At 60.3% G+C, this 13,461-nt stretch carries 15 protein-coding genes and 2 tRNA genes; 13 read left to right on the forward strand and 4 right to left on the reverse strand.

Features of this window, described 5'->3' with window-relative positions; all coding sequences use genetic code 11:
- Window positions 1-61: 61 nt before the first annotated feature.
- Window positions 62-1,209 (forward strand): IS3 family transposase gene (locus BFN67_RS20495; RefSeq protein ID WP_139789152.1). Its coding sequence is split into 2 segments (ribosomal slippage): window positions 62-311 and window positions 311-1,209, totalling 1,149 coding nucleotides; the frame shifts between segments, so codons are not numbered across the junction.
- 4 nt (window positions 1,210-1,213) lie between these two features.
- Window positions 1,214-1,882, forward strand: a complete 669-nt coding sequence (locus BFN67_RS20500; protein WP_080921320.1) for a recombinase family protein — start codon at window positions 1,214-1,216, stop codon at window positions 1,880-1,882.
- 269 nt (window positions 1,883-2,151) lie between these two features.
- Here the strand turns inward: BFN67_RS20500 and BFN67_RS20505 are convergent, their stop codons facing one another.
- Both BFN67_RS20505 and BFN67_RS20510 read right to left on the reverse strand, forming a co-directional pair.
- The gene (locus BFN67_RS20505) at window positions 2,152-3,888 is read right to left on the reverse strand and encodes a DUF6538 domain-containing protein (RefSeq protein ID WP_080921321.1); all 1,737 of its coding nucleotides are present in this window, start codon (window positions 3,886-3,888) and stop codon (window positions 2,152-2,154) included.
- 112 nt (window positions 3,889-4,000) lie between these two features.
- A tRNA-Thr gene (locus BFN67_RS20510) sits at window positions 4,001-4,075 on the reverse strand.
- Between the two features lie 127 nt (window positions 4,076-4,202).
- Between BFN67_RS20510 and BFN67_RS24585 the strand changes: the two genes are divergently transcribed.
- The 10 genes from BFN67_RS24585 (at window position 4,203) to BFN67_RS20560 (ending at window position 10,132) form a co-directional block, all read left to right on the forward strand.
- On the forward strand, window positions 4,203-4,379 hold the full coding sequence (locus BFN67_RS24585) for a hypothetical protein (RefSeq protein WP_192856885.1): 177 nt from the start codon (window positions 4,203-4,205) through the stop codon (window positions 4,377-4,379).
- Window positions 4,380-4,492: 113 nt separating this feature from the next.
- On the forward strand, window positions 4,493-5,788 hold the full coding sequence (murA, locus tag BFN67_RS20520) for a UDP-N-acetylglucosamine 1-carboxyvinyltransferase (protein WP_080921323.1): 1,296 nt from the start codon (window positions 4,493-4,495) through the stop codon (window positions 5,786-5,788).
- A gap of 131 nt (window positions 5,789-5,919) precedes the next feature.
- Window positions 5,920-6,363, forward strand: coding sequence for a DUF2948 family protein (locus BFN67_RS20525; protein ID WP_080921324.1), 444 nt, complete (start codon window positions 5,920-5,922; stop codon window positions 6,361-6,363).
- A gap of 4 nt (window positions 6,364-6,367) precedes the next feature.
- A complete protein-coding gene (gene hisD, locus BFN67_RS20530; RefSeq protein WP_080921325.1) occupies window positions 6,368-7,660 on the forward strand; it encodes a histidinol dehydrogenase in 1,293 nt (430 codons plus the stop codon).
- 6 nt (window positions 7,661-7,666) lie between these two features.
- Window positions 7,667-8,152 (forward strand): UPF0262 family protein, encoded by a 486-nt coding sequence (locus BFN67_RS20535; RefSeq protein WP_080921326.1) that lies wholly within the window; start codon window positions 7,667-7,669, stop codon window positions 8,150-8,152.
- 49 nt (window positions 8,153-8,201) lie between these two features.
- The gene (locus BFN67_RS20540; RefSeq protein WP_245295361.1) at window positions 8,202-8,612 is read left to right on the forward strand and encodes an arsenate-mycothiol transferase ArsC; all 411 of its coding nucleotides are present in this window, start codon (window positions 8,202-8,204) and stop codon (window positions 8,610-8,612) included.
- Between the two features lie 84 nt (window positions 8,613-8,696).
- Window positions 8,697-8,915 carry a translation initiation factor IF-1 gene (gene infA / locus BFN67_RS20545; protein ID WP_006200926.1) on the forward strand — a complete coding sequence of 73 codons (219 nt, stop codon included), beginning with the start codon at window positions 8,697-8,699 and terminating at the stop codon, window positions 8,913-8,915.
- 30 nt (window positions 8,916-8,945) lie between these two features.
- On the forward strand, window positions 8,946-9,578 hold the full coding sequence (locus tag BFN67_RS20550; protein ID WP_080921328.1) for a Maf-like protein: 633 nt from the start codon (window positions 8,946-8,948) through the stop codon (window positions 9,576-9,578).
- Window positions 9,575-9,796: a DNA gyrase inhibitor YacG gene (gene yacG, locus BFN67_RS20555; protein ID WP_080921329.1), complete on the forward strand. Its 222-nt coding sequence runs from the start codon at window positions 9,575-9,577 to the stop codon at window positions 9,794-9,796. The genes BFN67_RS20550 and yacG overlap by 4 nt, the downstream gene beginning before the upstream one ends.
- 260 nt (window positions 9,797-10,056) lie before the next feature.
- A tRNA-Phe gene (locus BFN67_RS20560) sits at window positions 10,057-10,132 on the forward strand.
- 385 nt (window positions 10,133-10,517) lie between these two features.
- Here the strand turns inward: BFN67_RS20560 and BFN67_RS24590 are convergent.
- The gene (locus tag BFN67_RS24590; RefSeq protein WP_192856887.1) at window positions 10,518-10,664 is read right to left on the reverse strand and encodes a hypothetical protein; all 147 of its coding nucleotides are present in this window, start codon (window positions 10,662-10,664) and stop codon (window positions 10,518-10,520) included.
- 738 nt (window positions 10,665-11,402) lie between these two features.
- Between BFN67_RS24590 and BFN67_RS20570 the strand changes: the two genes are divergently transcribed.
- A complete protein-coding gene (locus tag BFN67_RS20570; protein ID WP_080921331.1) occupies window positions 11,403-11,825 on the forward strand; it encodes a universal stress protein in 423 nt (140 codons plus the stop codon).
- A gap of 16 nt (window positions 11,826-11,841) precedes the next feature.
- Here BFN67_RS20570 and BFN67_RS20575 read toward each other — a convergent pair whose 3' ends face one another.
- The gene (locus BFN67_RS20575; protein ID WP_080921332.1) at window positions 11,842-13,413 is read right to left on the reverse strand and encodes a D-aminopeptidase; all 1,572 of its coding nucleotides are present in this window, start codon (window positions 13,411-13,413) and stop codon (window positions 11,842-11,844) included.
- Window positions 13,414-13,461 lie beyond the last annotated feature (48 nt).

Consider the following 13,461-nt stretch of genomic DNA (forward strand, 5'->3'; position numbering starts at 1 on the left):
TGGCCTGCTGCCGGTTTCGTGGACACCGAGATAAGGTGTTTAACGGAACTGGAGAGAGGGAATGCAGAGAAGGAAGTTCAGCCGCGAGTTCAAGCTTGAGGCAGTGAGACTGGTGAAGGATCGGGGCGTTGCGGTTGCGCAGGCCGCCCGTGATCTGGATCTCCATGAGAACGTGCTGCGCAAATGGATCAGGGATCTTGCTGCCGATCCGCAGCATGCCTTTCCCGGTCATGGCCAGATGAAGCCGGAGCAGCTCGAGATCGACCGGCTGCGCAAGGAAGTCGCCAAACTGAAGGCGGAGCGCGACATCCTAAAAAAGGCCGCAGCCTACTTCGCGAGGGAAGCGATATGAGGTTCGCTTTCATCGCGAGGCACCGGGGCATCTGGCCGGTGGCATGGCTGTGCAGTGCACTGGATGTATCCCGCTCAGGCTTCCATGCCTGGCTCAACCGTAGCCCCAGCGTCCGCTCGCGGCACGACGAGATACTCGTCTCCCGGATCGACCGCAGCTTCAAGAGCAGTGACCGCACCTATGGCGCCCGTCGTGTCTGGCATGACGTCCTGGCCGAGGGTCTGTCCTGCGGCCTGCATCGCGTCGAGAGGCTCATGCGGGAGAACGGGTTGCGTGCCCGGCCGCGCCGCCGTGGGCTGCCGAAGGACGCCGGCGAGCGGACCGCCGTCTCGGACAACCTCCTCGACCGCGCCTTCGAGGCATCGGCTCCGAACCAGAAGTGGATCGCCGACTTCACCTACATCTGGACCGCCGAAGGTTGGCTCTACGTTGCCGCCGTCGTCGACCTGTTCTCCCGGCGCGTCGTCGGCTGGGCGATGAAGGCGGAGATGACGGCCCAACTCGTCACCGACGCCCTCATCATGGCGATCTGGCGCAGAGGAAAACCCGATAGCCTGCTTCATCATTCGGACCAGGGATCGCAATACACCAGTGAGCAGTTCCAGCGCCTGATGGCTGACCACGGCATCACCTGTTCGATGAGCCGGTCGGGCAACGTCTGGGACAATGCTGCGATGGAGAGCTTCTTCTCGTCGCTCAAGACAGAGCGGACGGCCCGCAAGGTCTACAGGAGGAGGGACGACGCCAGGGCGGATGTGTTCGATTACATCGAACGCTTCTACAACCCTCGGCGACGGCACTCGACACTGGGCTATCTCAGCCCCGTCGAGTTCGAGGAGCAAGCTATGTTAGCTTAACCTGGTGTCCGAAAAACCGGCAGCAGGCCACTATACGCGGGTTAGCACAGAGGATCAGGGGAGGAGCGGGCTAGGCCTAGAGGCCCAGAGGCGGGACATAGACATCTTCCTCTCCAACTTCTCGGAGGAGCCTTGGGAGGTCATAGGGGAGTTTCAGGACGTTCTCTCAGGCAAGAACGACGACAGGCCCCAATTAGCCGCCGCCTTGAAGATGGTGAGGGAAGCGGGAGCGGAACTCCTCATAGCCAAACTGGACCGTCTAAGCCGCAAGGTTTCCTTCATTGCAAACATCATGGAAGACAAGAAGGTCCGCCTCCGGGTTGCCTCCATGCCCTTTGCCGACAACTTCCAGCTTCACATCTATGCGGCCCTAGCGGAACAGGAACGGGAGTTTATCTCCAAGCGCACCAAAGCAGCCCTTCAGATTGCCAAAGAGAAAGGCGTGAAGTTGGGAGGCCTTCGGGACAAGACCATGAAGCGCAATGAGGCCATCCAGCAGAAAGCCAAGCGGGAAGCCGAGAAGGTGATGAAGATCATCGGCCCCTTACGTCAATCAGGCCAGACCCTCGCCACCATCGCCGGGACGCTCAATGACATGGAGGTGGCGACATCAAGGGGAGGCCAGTGGACCCCCATGCAAGTCAAGAGGGCCTTGGAACGGGCGGGAGGCTAAAAGCAGCAAGGCCGCCCAACCCTCGCGAAGGCAGGCGGCCTCATGGACGAATATCAACTCCCCAGAAGTATTCATCCAACGCCCGCCCCCAGGTTTCACAGTCTGAGAATTGACGACTGATTCTGATTATGCAAAAAAACAAATCTCGTGTCAACTCCCCCTCTCTTTGTCTCGTGTTTCTCACTTCGTTCAAAACACTCAACATCTCTCTCCCCCTCAAAAAATCAGATTGTCAAGCCATTGTCAATTCACTTTTGGAGCTCTTTTCATTAAGGACGCCACCCAGTGTCCATCACCGCAAATCTAGGCAGCTTGTTTATCTCTCGGTCCAGCACGGCAGGGGGCCATTCCCCATAGCCTTCCCTAGCATCCACCGGCCCGCTCCCCATCATGAAGTCCCGCGCCTCCTTGTCCATCCCGCAATGGCGACTCCTAGTCGTGAACAGGTGGCGCAACGCATGGAGGGGCCGACCTAGAGGAGCTTCCATCTTCAACTCCTCAGTAACCCACTGGCCTACCCGCTTCCCCACCTCAGTACCGCGATGCTTCCCTTTGAGCGCCTTTAGGTCAGTGTCCGCAGGATATGGCTCATAGAACAATGGCCCCTCGCCTATCTCCCTTATGAAATCCAGAAAGCCCAACTCGATGAGATGCTTGTGAATACCCACGGCCCACGCCTTGCCGCTCTTGGTGCTGCCATCGGAAGGAGTGATGAGAAGATAGGGAATTCCATCCTCCTCCTTTAAGTGCCGCCCTTGGAATTGTCCTATCTCAGCCGCCCGAAGTCCCGTATAGGCCAGCACCCACGGCATCCAGAACAGTGCCCGCTTGTGCGGCTCAGAGATGGCCTTGGATGTCCCACCAAACGTCGCCTTTAGTATCCTTGCCGCTTCCTCCTCAGTCCACCCCTTGGACCGCTTAGGAGCCACACCTTCCCGGTTATCCGCAATGCCCGACGCAGCATTGAACGGCAGGTCAAACTCCTTGACCCCATGAGTCAGCACCGCCCGAACTGCCGATAGGTATTTATCTGTTATGGTCTTGGGCGACAGGCCGGTTTCCATCAGACTATCCCGCCACCGCCGAACATCATCCTTTGCGACCTTCCGAGCATCATCATGCCCGATGAACGCAACGAACTTGGTGAGGTAGGCCCGATTGTCCGAAACAGTCTTGGCGCGGATGCTAGTGGTCTTGGCCTTGTGATCCAGAAGGCGCTCCAAGGTCAGGACGTTAGCAGGCCTAGAAGGCTCAGTGGAAGGCGAGGAGACGACGAAATCGGGAGCCGCTTCAAGTTCCTTCACCCGGCTATAATCGTTACCACGCCGCGCCTCTAGGCCCCGATGGACAGCCCCCATCATGGAAGCCATCTGGAGATTTAGAAGCCGTCGAGATTCAGCCGTGACGTGCAAGCGCCTATTCGCCAACGCCTCATCGCTATCAGCCCCATGGATTGCTTCAAGGGCAGCCGCTACGTCACGCCCAAGGATTGCCCGCAGGCCGGGATACTTGGAGAGTAGCCGGACGGTGAGCGACCGCTTTCGCTTCGCCCCTGCCCCGACATATTCCCGAATGTCCCGCTCGAAGTCTTTCCGCTTGTCCGGCTCCATGGCATCGACCATTGCCAGCATCGTCGTGTTGCCATCATCGGGAGGATTTGGGATGGGCGACTCAGGCGGGGCCTCAAAGGCGTCTTCCTCATGTTTGGCAAGGAACGCCCTGGCATGTTCCGCCGCCAGCGCCACAGTCTGTTTCGGAGATAGGTCTTGAGGGCCTTCCCGAAGCAATAGCCGCCAGCGGTCCCATTCCGCTTCAACTTCCCCTGAGACCTCTTTGTAAAGCCGCTCAGCCGGTTTCCTGTCACGAGTGCCTAGAGAACGCTGGACCTCCCGCGTCACCTTCACGCCAAGCTCAGCAAGCCGCCGCCGTTCAGCAAAAATATCGGGAGGAGTTACCTTCCTGTAATAGAGGATTCCGGTATTGGGATGGGGCCAAGGGCCGGTCATTACCCACCTTCGTCGTGCTGCCAATCGTGACATTCTTTGTAGCTCTTCCGTTGACGGAAGCCACAGAAATCACTAAGGTATTGGGGTTACAGACGATTTTCCTTGAAGGAAATGGTGCTGCCAGAGAGGATTGAACTCTCGACCTCTCCCTTACCAAGGGAGTGCTCTACCACTGAGCTACGGCAGCATCTTGAATGCGGCGGACTTCTGCCACATCACTTCCAAGAGCGCAAGTTATGTGTGCAAGGTTTTGCGCAAAGGATTTTGCAGGCCATGACGATGCCATAATCTTCGCTGATCGACGGAGCTTCTTGATGAATGACAAACTCCCACATACAGGTGGCAGCGACCGCAAAGCACGACTGGCGGAGGAACTGCGCGCCAATTTGCAAAAGCGCAAGGCGCAGGTGCGTGCCCGCCGCGCCGGCGAAGCTGACAAACGGCCGGCTGGCCTGGATGCAACGCGAACCCAAAGAGCGCAGGACAAGTAATAGGCGCTGTATGGAATGCTGTTTCTTGAACCCGCCCAGCCGATGGTCTAGAGCGGTCACGAAATACTAAACCGATTGAAGCCGGCCTTTTTATCTGGCCGAGGGGACACTTTATGGACCGAATCAGAATTGTCGGCGGCAATACGTTGACCGGCACCATTCCCATCTCCGGCGCCAAGAATGCGGCGCTGCCGCTGATGATCGCGGCTCTGCTGACCGACGAAACGCTGACGCTGACGAATGTGCCGCATCTGGCCGATGTGGAACAGCTTATCCGCATCCTCGGCAATCATGGTGTCGATTATTCGGTCAACGGCAAGCGCGACCACCAGAACGGCTCCAACGGCTATACCCGCACGTTGAATTTCACCGCGCGCGACATTGTCGACACGACGGCGCCTTACGACCTGGTGTCGAAGATGCGCGCGTCATTCTGGGTCGTCGGCCCGCTTCTCGCGCGCATGGGCGAGGCTCGCGTATCGCTTCCCGGCGGTTGCGCCATCGGCACCCGGCCGGTCGATCTGTTCATAGACGGCTTGCAGGCACTGGGCGCCGAGATCGATGTCGACAACGGCTATGTGCTCGCCAAGGCGAAGAACCGGCTCAGAGGCAATCGCTATGTTTTCCCCAAAGTCTCGGTCGGCGCCACCCATGTGCTGATGATGGCCGCGTCGCTGGCACGCGGCGAGACAGTGCTTGAGAACGCTGCGCGTGAGCCCGAAGTGGTCAATCTTGCCGAATGTCTGAATGCCATGGGCGCGAAAATTTCCGGCGCCGGCACCGGGACAATCACCATCGAAGGCGTTGAAAATCTTTACGGCGCAAATGTCGCCGTCATTCCTGACCGCATCGAAACAGGCACCTACGCAATGGCCGTCGCCATGACCGGTGGCGACGTATTGCTGGAAGGCGCCCGAGGCGATCTTCTGGAAAATGCGCTCGACGTGATCGGCCGTACCGGCGCCGAGATCACGCAAACCAATTCCGGGCTCCGCGTCAAGCGCAACGGCGCCGGCATCTCACCCGTCGATATCACCACCGAGCCCTTTCCCGGCTTCCCGACTGATCTGCAAGCCCAGTTCATGGGATTGATGACCATGGCCAAGGGCAAGTCGCATATCACCGAGACGATCTTCGAGAACCGCTTCATGCACGTGCAGGAACTGGCGCGGCTGGGTGCCCGCATCTCACTCTCCGGCCAGACGGCCATCGTGGACGGCGTATCCAGGCTGAAGGGCGCGCCGGTGATGGCAACGGACCTGCGCGCTTCGGTTTCTCTGGTTATCGCCGGACTGGCCGCCGAAGGCGAAACCACAGTCAATCGCGTCTATCATCTCGACCGTGGCTTCGAGCGCCTGGAGCAGAAACTTTCCGGCTGCGGCGCGCAGATCGAACGGATCAGTGCTTAGCCGGACTATATGGTTCGGCTCAGCGCCCAGGCCAGAGCTTGACCCATTTGCCAGCCGCCGACTGGTTGCACCTGCGCCAAAGACCGCCTAACAGATGAACGATGGCAACCTTCGCATCTGCGAGACCCGGCATGGATGCTCTGAAACTTATCGCGCTCGACAGTCAGGATCTTTCCGTCATCTCCGCTCATGTTCAGGATGCGGTGATGAAGGTCGGCGACCTTGAATACCTGCCCGCCGTCAAGCGCTTCGTCATGCCGATGAACCGCTTCGCATGGGAAAAAAAGCGCCGTTTCTTTCGTCCTCACAACGAGCGACGGCGCAGCGTTCTGCATTTCGACCGCGTGCTTGGCGTCAAAACAAGCGGTATCGCTCGCGACAAGCCGCAGGACGTGCTGTCGCTGCTGGCGGTCAGCTTCGTGCCGGTGGATGCGCCGGTCGGTCCGGCCGGCATTGTCGAACTGATCTTTTCAGGCAATGGCACCGTCATGCTCGATGTCGAATGCGTAGAGGCGCGGCTCGCCGACATTGGCGGGACCTGGCAAGCCGCCTCACGGCCGGCGCACAGGGCTTGATGTCATGGCTGTTACCTTGCGCCAGTCCGATGCTGATTTCGAGCAGAGCTTCGCCGCATTCCTGACCACGAAACGTGAAGTGTCGACCGATGTTGATGCCGCAGTGCGCGGCATCATTGCCGAGGTTCGCAACGAGGGCGATGCGGCACTTCTCGATTACAGTCTGAAATTCGACCGGACCGACCTTGCCGCGCTGGGTATTCTCATAACCCGCGCCGATGTGGATGCCGCCTATGCCACAGTCGACCAAGAGGCGGTCGAGGCGCTCAAATTCGCCCGCGAGCGCATCCGCGCCTATCACACTCGCCAATTGCCGGCCGACGAGCATTTCACCGATGCGGTCGGTGTCGAACTGGGCTGGCGCTGGAATGCGGTGGAATCGGCCGGCCTCTATGTTCCGGGCGGCACAGCCAGCTATCCAAGCTCGGTGCTGATGAATGCCATCCCCGCCAAGGTCGCCGGCGTCGAGCGGCTGGTCATGGCCGTTCCCGCCCCCGATGGCGTCATCAACCCGCTTGTGCTGGTCGCGGCCGATCTGGCCGGCGTCGAGGAAATATACCGGGTTGGCGGGGCTCAAGCCATCGCCGCGCTCGCCTATGGCACCGAAACGATCAGGCCGGTGGCCAAGATCGTCGGTCCTGGCAACGCCTATGTCGCAGCCGCCAAGCGTCAGGTCTTCGGCACAGTCGGCATCGACATGATCGCCGGCCCCTCCGAAGTGCTGGTGATCGCCGATGCGAGCAATAACCCGGACTGGATTGCGGCAGACCTTCTGGCGCAGGCTGAACATGACGGCTCGGCCCAGTCAATTCTCATCACCGACGATGCGGCCTTCGGCAAGGCCGTCGAGACGGCGATCGAAAATCAGTTGAAAACGCTTCCGCGCGCCAGCATTGCCGCCGCAAGCTGGCGCGACTTCGGCGCCGTCATTCTGGTCGAAAATTTCGAGGCCGCCCTGCCGCTCGCCAATCGCATTGCCGCCGAACATGTGGAACTGGCCATCGAGGATGCGAATGGTTTTCTTGCGCGATTGCGTAATGCCGGTTCGGTCTTCCTCGGCCGGCATACGCCGGAAGCCATCGGCGACTATGTCGGCGGGCCCAACCATGTGCTGCCAACGGCGCGGTCGGCGCGCTTCTCCTCCGGTCTTTCGGTGATGGATTTCGTCAAGCGAACCTCGACCATCAAGCTTGGCCCCGACCAGTTGCGGGCGCTCGGACCGGCAGCGATGACGCTGGCCGAAGCCGAGGGCCTGCACGCGCATGGCCGCTCCATCTCCATCCGGCTGAATATGTAGCGCGCGATGCCGGGAACCGATCAGAACCGCGCCAGGCTGGTCGACGTCGAACTCGACGAAACGATCGGTCGTTCGACGCCCGACGTCGAACACGAGCGGGCGGTGGCGATCTTCGACTTGATCGAAGAGAACAGCTTCCGCCCCGTCAATGACGAAGGCTGCGGCCCTTACCGGCTGAAACTGTCGCTGGCCGAATCGCGGCTGATCCTTGCCGTGAAGCGCGAGAACGACAGCGACGTGGTCACCCATATCCTGTCGCTGACGCCATTCAGGCGCATCGTCAAGGATTACTACATGATCTGCGAAAGCTATTATGAGGCGATCCGCTCCTCGACGCCGAGTCAGATCGAAGCCATCGACATGGGGCGGCGCGGCTTGCACAATGAAGGCTCGCAAACCCTGATGGACCGGCTGTCCGGCAAGATCGATGTCGATTTCGACACTGCACGCCGCCTGTTCACGCTGGTTTGCGTGCTGCACTGGCGAGGCTGACCTGAGCGCGATCGGCCGACCGCCCCCTTCGATCCTGTTCATGTGCGGCATGAATGCCGTGCGTTCGCCTATGGCCGAGGCGCTGGCGCGCAGCATGTTGCCACCGGCAACTTTCATTGCCTCGGCCGGTGTGCGCAGCGGCGAGCCTGATCCCTTCGTCGATGCCGTTCTTGCCGAGAAGGGACTCTCACTCGGCGAGCGCCATCCCCGAACCGTAGCCGACCTGGAAGACGCCTATTTCGACCTCATCATCACGTTGGCTCCGGAAGCGCATCACGCGGCGCTGGAATTCACCCGCTCGATGGCGGTGGAGGTGGAATACTGGCCAATGCCGGACCCGACAAACGCGACCGGCACTCGTGAGCAGATTATGGCGGCCTACCGCGACGTGCATGATCGGCTGCGCCAGCGGATCAGCGAGCGCTTTCCAACCATAAGCCCTCCGGAACGTGCGGAATAAGCGTGTTCACAAAAGACGGATAATCATATAGGTTCCGCGCCAATCCCGGCGGGCCGCCGGAAATCATCCAAGCAAAGGTATAGAATGCCGAAGGAAGAAGTCCTCGAGTTTCCGGGTGTCGTAACGGAATTGCTGCCCAATGCGATGTTCCGGGTAAAACTCGAAAACGAACATGAGATCATCGCCCACACTGCAGGGCGCATGCGCAAGAATCGTATCCGCGTGCTCACCGGCGACAAGGTTCTGGTCGAGATGACGCCCTACGACCTGACCAAGGGCCGCATCACCTATCGTTTCAAATAAATATCCGGGCTGTCTTTGGCTGTGACTGCGATGAGTGCTGCCAATCCTGTTCTGGTGCTTGCCTCGGGTTCGCCGCGCCGCATCGAACTGTTGCAGCAGGCCGGCGTCGAGCCCGATCGCGTCCTGCCAGCCGATATCGACGAGACACCGTTGAAGGCGGAGCACCCGCGCTCGCTGGCCAAGCGCCTGTCGAAGCAAAAGGCCGAAAAGGCACTTGCCTCCTTGCAAGCGGAGGCCGCCCATGCACCAGCCTATGTGCTGGCGGCTGACACGGTGGTCTCCGTCGGGCGGCGCATCCTGCCCAAGGCCGAGACGACCGATGATGTCTCGTTTTGCCTGCAATTGCTTTCAGGCCGCGCGCATCGGGTTTATTCCGGAATCTGCCTGATCACCCCGCGTGGCGCGCTGCGCCAGAAACTGGTAGAGACAAGGGTGCGCTTCAAGCGCCTTTCGCGTGTCGACATGGAAGCCTACGTCGCCTCCGGAGAGTGGCGGGGCAAGGCTGGCGGCTATGCCGTGCAAGGGCTCGCCGGCGCCTTCGTCATCAAGCTCACCGGCTCTTATACCAATGTCGTCGGGTTGCCGCTTTACGAGACGGTCTCGCTGCTTGCCGGCGAAGGTTTCGACGTCCGCCGCGTAATCCCCGACGCCAACCAGACATGAGCACAGACGATAAAGGCTCCGTGACGCCGCTGCGACCCAAGCGCCCCTGCCCCGAATGCGGCCGCCCTTCGGCACGCCAGACCTATCCGTTCTGTTCGCCTCGTTGCAAGGCGCTGGACCTCAACCGCTGGCTGAAAGGCGCCTATGCCATCCCTGTTCGCGAGGACGAGGAAGATGACGAGACATCGTCGGCTGATAAACCGGTTGGCCCGGGCTGACGGCGAGGGCGAATTCCAGCACGCCCTGATTTCCAACTGAACCGCCGTGTTCCTTTTCCACGAAGCCCTTGCCGCCTGCAGCTAACATCGAAAGGTCGACTTTAGACAGAGCGAAAGGGGCCTGTTTTTCTTTTCGCTGAAAACGGTTTGGCGGTGCTGGACAGGCCGGATTCTCATGCTATAACCCACCCGCTTCCGCCGTTGGCACCATGCTTTCGCGAAGCCTGGGCGCGGCGCATGCCACCCGCACTCCAGACAAGGCCCAGATAGCTCAGTTGGTAGAGCAGCGGACTGAAAATCCGCGTGTCGGTGGTTCGAATCCGCCTCTGGGCACCAGCAACCTTTCTCAAACCGTATCATCCGGTTCATCGCGTCTTAGCGAAATGGCGGAATCTATCGAAACCGGGAGGGGTTCGATAACGTGATGCAATCATCAATATCCTGACGACGATCACGACCCTGAAGGCGACTGTCTATCAGGGTTGCCGGGGCTACGCTCAACCCGCTCGGTGTAGATCTCGATCTTTCCGGATCTCAAAGAGACTGCCCACAATCCAAGACCGATTAAAGCGTGTCGCTATTTCAAGCTCGCTTCCGGCGCTTCAGTTCTTTGATTTACGCATGCCATTGTCCCCGAAACCGGTGTTCACTTTCGGGGTGCCTTATCAGGCATCAGGCCGGATCAGCCGGCCGTCTTATACAGGAGAGGCCTGCAATCTGCCTACTTCTGCTCGGATTCGTTATCCGCTTCTTCCGTTGCCTCAACATGCTTTTTAGCGGCCTTGAGTGCCAATTTCTCGGCCTTCTTGGCAGCCTTGAGGCAGTCCCGTTCCTTACGTTCAAAATTATAATTGGGTGTTCGCGGCATTGAGACTCCTTTTGACAGCAATCATACAAGCGTCGACCGCCTGGCGCAATCGCGGCATGACGCAGATGTTTGGCGAGCTTCGATTCTGCCCGAGAAACGATCCGCGAGCAGTGGCGAAGGCCTGTTCTGAGGACGTCGCGAAGCCGCGCTTGGCTGCCATGCAGCATAATGAACGGCCCAGCCGCCTTTCGACAGCCGCGCCGTCGCCTGAGACGCCTCCGCCGAAGCGGATGCGCTCTATCAATGGGCGCTGAAGGATTAAGTTCCGGCAGTGCGATGCCCCGGTAGAACCAATCACAGCCCGACTATTGTGGGAGCGGGATCGCCGCCCGCAGGCGGTGCGCTCATGCGGCTTCTTTTCAGCTTGGTACGGTTCTTGCAGCACGCTCATCGAAGAGGCGTGGCAGTTCCAGAATGAGACAGATCAGACGATATTGGGAGCGCTGGCGAAACAAGGCGTGGCTTTGGCTCGTCCTCGGCTACACGGCGACCATGATTCTCGGTTTCCTGATCCAATGGCTGGCTGGCTGAGAGCCTTGCTCTACAGGTTCGGTCCTGCCTGGACGAAACCGCCGTTCCGGCGGATCGAATCCGCCTCCGCCCAATTTTTTTCAATTAAAACAAAAGACTTGATGCGGTTTTGCCGCACCCGCCTGTTGCTTGACTTTAAGCAGGGCCGCTGAGACGATCGAAACTCATATATCGGCAATCAGATGGTTTGCGAGCATTGGAGGACAGATGTACAAGCACATTCTCTTGTCGACGGACGGATCCGATCTCGCCATGCGCGGGGTCGCCCACGGTTTGCGGTTGGCCAAGGATCAGGCGAGCAAGGTCACTTTGGTGACAGTGACACCGCCCTATCCACTGCAGAGCCCGACGACGCATGGTGCGTGGGACACCGCTCACAAACAGGATGCAGACAAGGCTCTCGATGCCGCACGTCAGGCGGCCGAGGCCGCGGGCGTCGAGATCAGTGCCATTCACGAGATCGCTGAATCACCTGCGGACGCAATTCTCGAAATTGCCCGGCGGCAGGGCTGCGACCTGATCGTCATGGCCTCGCATGGACGCCGTGGCGTGAAACGGCTGTTGCTCGGCAGCCAGACGGCAGAGGTGGTGCAATCCTCGACCGTGCCGATCCTGATCATACGTCAGTGACGCACGGCGCAGGCTCTCACGAAGCGACCTTTTCGTAGCGCACATTGCGGGCGAGCCAGCACCCGACGACAAGGCCGTTGACCTTGCCGTCGGGATTCCGCTCCACCTGTATCGTCCACGGTCCGGGCGCCGGCGCATCCATGGAACGCTGGCAAGAAAGCAAAAGCACATCTTCCCCCACCGGGTAGATCGGATGCACGGCGCCCGAGCCGAGCAATCCTTCAAAGCGGCCGGAAAGTGCGCCGCCACCAGCACCGACAGTCAGAAAACCGCCCAGTTCCGGCGCGTGATAACGGCCACTGATATCCGGCACAGCTTCATGATCGGAGATTCGCGCCGCTGTCGCCCGAAGATTTTCCCCAGACCGTTCCACTGCAACGACGTCGCGGTCGAACGACAAGCTCATCGACGCCGAACGCGCCACTCCATCCTCGCCGACGGCAAGGCGCTCCACCGACGTTGCGTAACGGGCGGCAATCAGGCTGCGGTCGGCCGCAACGCTCAGCACCAAGCCGTTTTCGCCATCGAGATAATGGCCGCTCCAGGCAGGGTCCGCCTTGGCCGCGCTGACAGGCGGCGGCGCATCCTGCCCCAGCACCGCCTGCATAACCAGACGGGCAGCTTCATGGGCGTCGGCCTCGTGGTTGAACATGACCACGACCGACAGGCGCTCGGCAGGCGCATAGAGGCGCTGGCAGCGGAAGCCGCGCAGCGCGCCGCCATGGCCGGTTGCCGCGACTTTGCCGATCATCTCGTGAGCAAGTCCGAAGCCGTAGCGCGCCGGCCTGCCATCCGAATAGGTTTGCGGTGTCGAAAGCCGCCGGTAAAGACTTGCCGGATCGTCGCGGGTCGCGTCGATATGACGTTCCCAGGCCAGCATGTCGTCGAGCGAGGCGCCGATGCCGGCGTCACCGCTCCAGTAGATGCGATTAACTGCCGGAAAGAAGCCAACGGCTTCGTTGCCTTCATAACCGGTCACGCCGTCAAGCGCGGCACTTGTGTCTGCCGACAGCCCGGCGCTTGTCATGCCAGCCGGCCCGAAAATCCTCTCGGCATACAGTTCGTCAAGCGAACGCCCGGCGTGGTTCTCCAAAATATCGGAAAGGATGCGGAAATTGCCGTTGGAATAGGAATAGCGGCTGCCGGGTTCGAAATGCGTCGTGCGCATGCGTGCAAGAAGAGGGCCCGCATCCTCGCGGCTAAAGACGCCCTCGGCATGGGCGCCGTGCAGCACGGTGAGCGCCCAGTAGTCTCTCAGGCCGGACTGCATGTGGCACATTTCGGCGATGGTCGGACGACGCCCTTCCAGCAAAGGCAGGAAAGCGGCGACGCGATCGTCCATCCGCGCCGGATCTCCGACCAGATCGAGCAACACGGCGCAGGTGAACTGCTTGCTGATGGAACAGATCGGCATGCGCAGGGCCGCCGTCATCGCCTTGCCCGCGGCAAGATCGGCAGATCCCCAGGCCTGACGGGCCAGCACCTCGCCATCCTTGACGACGCCGACAACTCCGCCCGGCCCACGAAAGCGTTGCGGCAGACCGGCAAGAACGCGTTCAAGCGCGGCGAGATCGGGAGTGGCGCTCATGGATGTCCTTCCGCATTCGCCCGCCGGGCGCGTTGCATGATTGGTTTC

Source organism: Manganibacter manganicus, from assembly GCF_002075885.1.
GTDB lineage: Bacteria > Pseudomonadota > Alphaproteobacteria > Rhizobiales > Rhizobiaceae > Mesorhizobium > Mesorhizobium manganicum.

Bases quoted from the DNA above. Each gene is read 5' to 3' on its own strand.
- BFN67_RS20550 (WP_080921328.1), top strand. From the start codon at position 8,946: ATGAGTGCTGCCAATCCTGTTCTGGTGCTTGCCTCGGGTTCGCCGCGC.
- BFN67_RS20525 (WP_080921324.1), top strand. From the start codon at position 5,920: ATGGATGCTCTGAAACTTATCGCGCTCGACAGTCAGGATCTTTCCGTC.
- BFN67_RS20540 (WP_245295361.1), top strand. From the start codon at position 8,202: ATGAATGCCGTGCGTTCGCCTATGGCCGAGGCGCTGGCGCGCAGCATG.
- BFN67_RS20575 (WP_080921332.1), bottom strand. From the start codon at position 13,413: ATGAGCGCCACTCCCGATCTCGCCGCGCTTGAACGCGTTCTTGCCGGT.
- yacG (WP_080921329.1), top strand. From the start codon at position 9,575: ATGAGCACAGACGATAAAGGCTCCGTGACGCCGCTGCGACCCAAGCGC.
- murA (WP_080921323.1), top strand. From the start codon at position 4,493: ATGGACCGAATCAGAATTGTCGGCGGCAATACGTTGACCGGCACCATT.
- hisD (WP_080921325.1), top strand. From the start codon at position 6,368: ATGGCTGTTACCTTGCGCCAGTCCGATGCTGATTTCGAGCAGAGCTTC.
- BFN67_RS20570 (WP_080921331.1), top strand. From the start codon at position 11,403: ATGTACAAGCACATTCTCTTGTCGACGGACGGATCCGATCTCGCCATG.
- infA (WP_006200926.1), top strand. From the start codon at position 8,697: ATGCCGAAGGAAGAAGTCCTCGAGTTTCCGGGTGTCGTAACGGAATTG.
- BFN67_RS20505 (WP_080921321.1), bottom strand. From the start codon at position 3,888: ATGACCGGCCCTTGGCCCCATCCCAATACCGGAATCCTCTATTACAGG.
- BFN67_RS24585 (WP_192856885.1), top strand. From the start codon at position 4,203: ATGAATGACAAACTCCCACATACAGGTGGCAGCGACCGCAAAGCACGA.
- BFN67_RS20535 (WP_080921326.1), top strand. From the start codon at position 7,667: ATGCCGGGAACCGATCAGAACCGCGCCAGGCTGGTCGACGTCGAACTC.
- BFN67_RS24590 (WP_192856887.1), bottom strand. From the start codon at position 10,664: ATGCCGCGAACACCCAATTATAATTTTGAACGTAAGGAACGGGACTGC.